Origin of the sequence: Pseudomonas cyclaminis (genome assembly GCF_015163715.1) — a bacterium.
GTDB lineage: Bacteria > Pseudomonadota > Gammaproteobacteria > Pseudomonadales > Pseudomonadaceae > Aquipseudomonas > Aquipseudomonas cyclaminis.
In genome coordinates this window covers 1-3293 of the sequence record NZ_JADDUM010000304.1, presented here as the reverse complement: position 1 = coordinate 3293, position 3293 = coordinate 1, and the positions used below count along the sequence as shown (strand labels likewise).

2 protein-coding genes are annotated in these 3293 nt (G+C 60.9%); one reads left to right on the top strand and one right to left on the bottom strand.

Going from position 1 to position 3293, the window contains the following annotated elements; genetic code table 11:
- Positions 1–29 precede the first annotated feature (29 nt).
- Positions 30–2480, bottom strand: a complete 2451-nt coding sequence (locus IQK56_RS29005; RefSeq protein ID WP_150677098.1) for a glycogen/starch/alpha-glucan phosphorylase — start codon at positions 2478–2480, stop codon at positions 30–32.
- Between the two features lie 239 nt (positions 2481–2719).
- On the opposite strand from IQK56_RS29005, the gene IQK56_RS29000 reads away from it, so the two are divergent.
- Positions 2720–3154 carry a YkgJ family cysteine cluster protein gene (locus IQK56_RS29000; protein ID WP_024072902.1) on the top strand — a complete coding sequence of 145 codons (435 nt, stop codon included), beginning with the start codon at positions 2720–2722 and terminating at the stop codon, positions 3152–3154.
- Positions 3155–3293 lie beyond the last annotated feature (139 nt).

Genomic DNA, 3293 nt, shown 5'->3' with positions numbered 1-3293 from the left:
GCCCCCTCCCACATTTAGAACAACGGGGCTTAGTCGAGTGCTTTCCAGATCTCGGTCGCGTACTCCCTGATCGTCCGGTCCGAAGAGAACCAACCCATCCGCGCCGTATTGAGCACCGCCGAACGCCACCACGCCTTGGAATCATGCCAATGCGCCTCGACCCGTGCCTGGGCCTCCCAGTAGGAGTCGAAGTCGGCACACACCAGGAAGCGGTCGTAGTCGATCAACCCATCGATCAAGCCCACATAGCGGCCCGGATCATCCGGCGAGAACACCCCGCCACGGATCGCTTGCAGCACATCGTTGAGGCGATGGGACGCGGCGATGTCCGGCCCGGCGTTGAACTCACCCGCATGCTTGCGCGCTTCCACCTGCTGCGCGCTGAGGCCGAAGATAAACATGTGGTCGGCGCCCACGCGCTCGTGCATTTCCACGTTGGCGCCGTCCATGGTACCGATGGTCAGCGCGCCGTTGAGGCCGAACTTCATGTTGCTGGTGCCCGACGCTTCAAAGCCGGCGGTGGAGATCTGCTCCGACAAGTCCGCCGCCGGAATGATGCTTTCGGCCAGGCTGACGTTGTAGTTGGGCAGGAACACCACTTTGAGCAGACCGCGCACAGTCGGGTCATTGTTGACGGTGCGGGCGATGTCGTTGGTCAACTTGATGATCAACTTGGCCTGGTGATAACTGGCGGCCGCCTTGCCCGAGAAGATCTTCACACGCGGCACCCAGTCGGTGCCCGGCTCGGCACGGATCGCCTGGTACAGCGCCACGGTGTGCAGCAGGTTGAGCAGTTGGCGTTTGTATTCGTGGATCCGTTTGACCTGCACGTCGAACATCGCCGCCGGGTTCACCGAAATACCCAGGCGCTCATGGATGATCTCGGCCAGTGCACGCTTACTGTGCAAGCGCTGGTCGGCGAAGGCTTTGCGGAAGGTCTGTTTCTCGGCGAAGGTTTCCAACTCGCCCAAGCGGGTTTCCATAGTGTCGAGAATGTCCGGACCCAGGGCTTCCACCAGCATCTGGGTGAGCTTGGGGTTGGCCTGGTACAGCCAGCGGCGGAAGGTGATGCCGTTGGTTTTGTTGTTGATACGGTCGGGGTAGAGCTTGTGCAGTTCGGAGAACACCGTGCTGCGCATCAGCTGGGTGTGCAAACCCGACACGCCATTGACGCTGTGGGATCCGAGGAACGCCAGGTTACCCATGCGCACGCGGCGGCCGTTGTCTTCTTCGATCAGCGACACGGCGCGCAGTACGTCAAAATCGTGGATGCCTTTGGCGCGCAGCGAGTCGATGTGCTGGGCGTTGATCAGGTAGATGATCTGCATGTGCCTGGGCAGCATGCGTTCCATCAGCCCTACAGGCCAGGTTTCCAACGCCTCGGGCAACAAGGTGTGGTTGGTGTAGGACAAGGTTTCGACCGTGACCTGCCAAGCGGCGTCCCAGGCGATGTCGTGCAAGTCCACCAGTTGGCGCATCAACTCGGCCACGGCGATGGACGGGTGAGTGTCGTTGAGCTGGATGGCGGCGTGTTCGCCCAGGCTCAGCACCGAGCCGTGCATGTTCTTGTGGCGGCGCAGCAGGTCTTGCAGGGAAGCGGAGACGAAGAAGTATTCCTGGCGCAGGCGCAGTTCCTGCCCTGCTTCGGTGCTGTCAGCCGGGTAAAGCACCCGGGAGATGCTTTCAGCACGGGCCACTTCGGCGACGGCGCCCAGGTGGTCACCGGCGTTGAAGCGCTCCAGGTGCAGGTCTTCCACCGCCCGCGCACGCCACAGGCGCAGGGTGTTGACGCTGGCACCGCGCCAACCGACGACCGGCGTGTCGTATGCCACGGCGCGCACGGTTTCGTTGGGCGTCCACACCTGGATCAGCTTGCCGGCGGCGTCCGGCAGGGTTTCCACGCTGCCGCCAAAGCCGATCGGGTAGATCACCTCGGCGCGCTCGAACTCCCACGGGTTGCCGAAATCCAGCCAGCGTTCGGTCTGCTCCTGCTGCCAGCCATCGACAATCGCCTGGCGGAACAGGCCGTGTTCATAGCGGATGCCATAACCGTGGCCGGCAATGCCCAGGGTCGACATGCTTTCCATAAAGCAGGCGGCCAGGCGGCCCAGGCCACCGTTGCCAAGCGCCGCGTCGGGCTCCAGCAGGCGGATGCGCTCAAGGTCGACGCCCAGTTCGCTGAGCGCCTCGCGGGCAATCTCCAGCACACCGAGGTTGCTCAGGCTGTCGTAGAGCAAACGGCCGATGAGGAATTCGAGGGACAGGTAATACACCCGTTTCTGACCTTTGCGGTAGATACGCCGCGTATGGTCCATCCAGTGGTCGACCATCTGGTCGCGTGCGGCCAGGGCAATGGCTTCGAACCAATCGTGGTCGAAGGCGTGATCCGGGTCCTTGCCCACCGCGTAGGTGAGCTTGGTCAAGACGGCATCGCGAAATGCGGCTACCTCTGCTTCTCGTGCAAGTGGTTCCTGAGACATCAAATGCGACCTCGGGCGAGATAGAAGGAGTTGCTAGAGCCTAGACGGTCTGACAGACGGTGACCGCTCTGGTTCGGCACTTTTTTAACGCATTTACCTTTGCAGGGTTTTGATGCATTGGCCGTGCCTGCTTTCGCCCAACGCGCCGTTGGGGATGAAATACGCAAAATATTGTTCAAAAAACCACCAATCCCGGTATGATCCCGCGCCCGGATACAGCCCCACCTTTTGGAACCTTGATGAAGCCTCAACTGATCGCCGCCGCGGAACTCGACCGTCTAGAGACCTGGCAGAAATATTCCGCCCACATGTGCGGTGGCTGCGTGTCCAGCTGCTGCACGCTGCCGGTCGAAGTGAAGATCAAGGACCTGATCCGCATTGGCATCGTCGATGAGTTCGAACGGGGCGATCCGCCGAAGAACATCGCCAAGCGGTTGCAGAAGGAAGGCATCGTCGAGCGCTACAACAACAAATCCGAGATTTTTACCCTGCAGCGCATGAGCAACAACGACTGCCTGTATCTGGATCGTAAGACGCGCTTCTGCACTATTTATGACAAGCGTCCGGATACCTGCCGCAATCACCCGAAGATCGGGCCGCGGCCAGGGTATTGCGCGTACAAGCCGAAAGAAGTGGTGCGTGAGACCAAGTTCAAGACCCTCGACAAGTTCTGATCCGGGTTTTGTGGGGCTCTCAAGGGCCCCATCGGGGCGAAGTCGAATCGTCGCACCGCCCCTCCCACACTTGAATGCGTTCACAGATCAAAATGTGGGAGGGGCTTGCCCCGATAAGGCCGGTAAAGCCACCACCAAA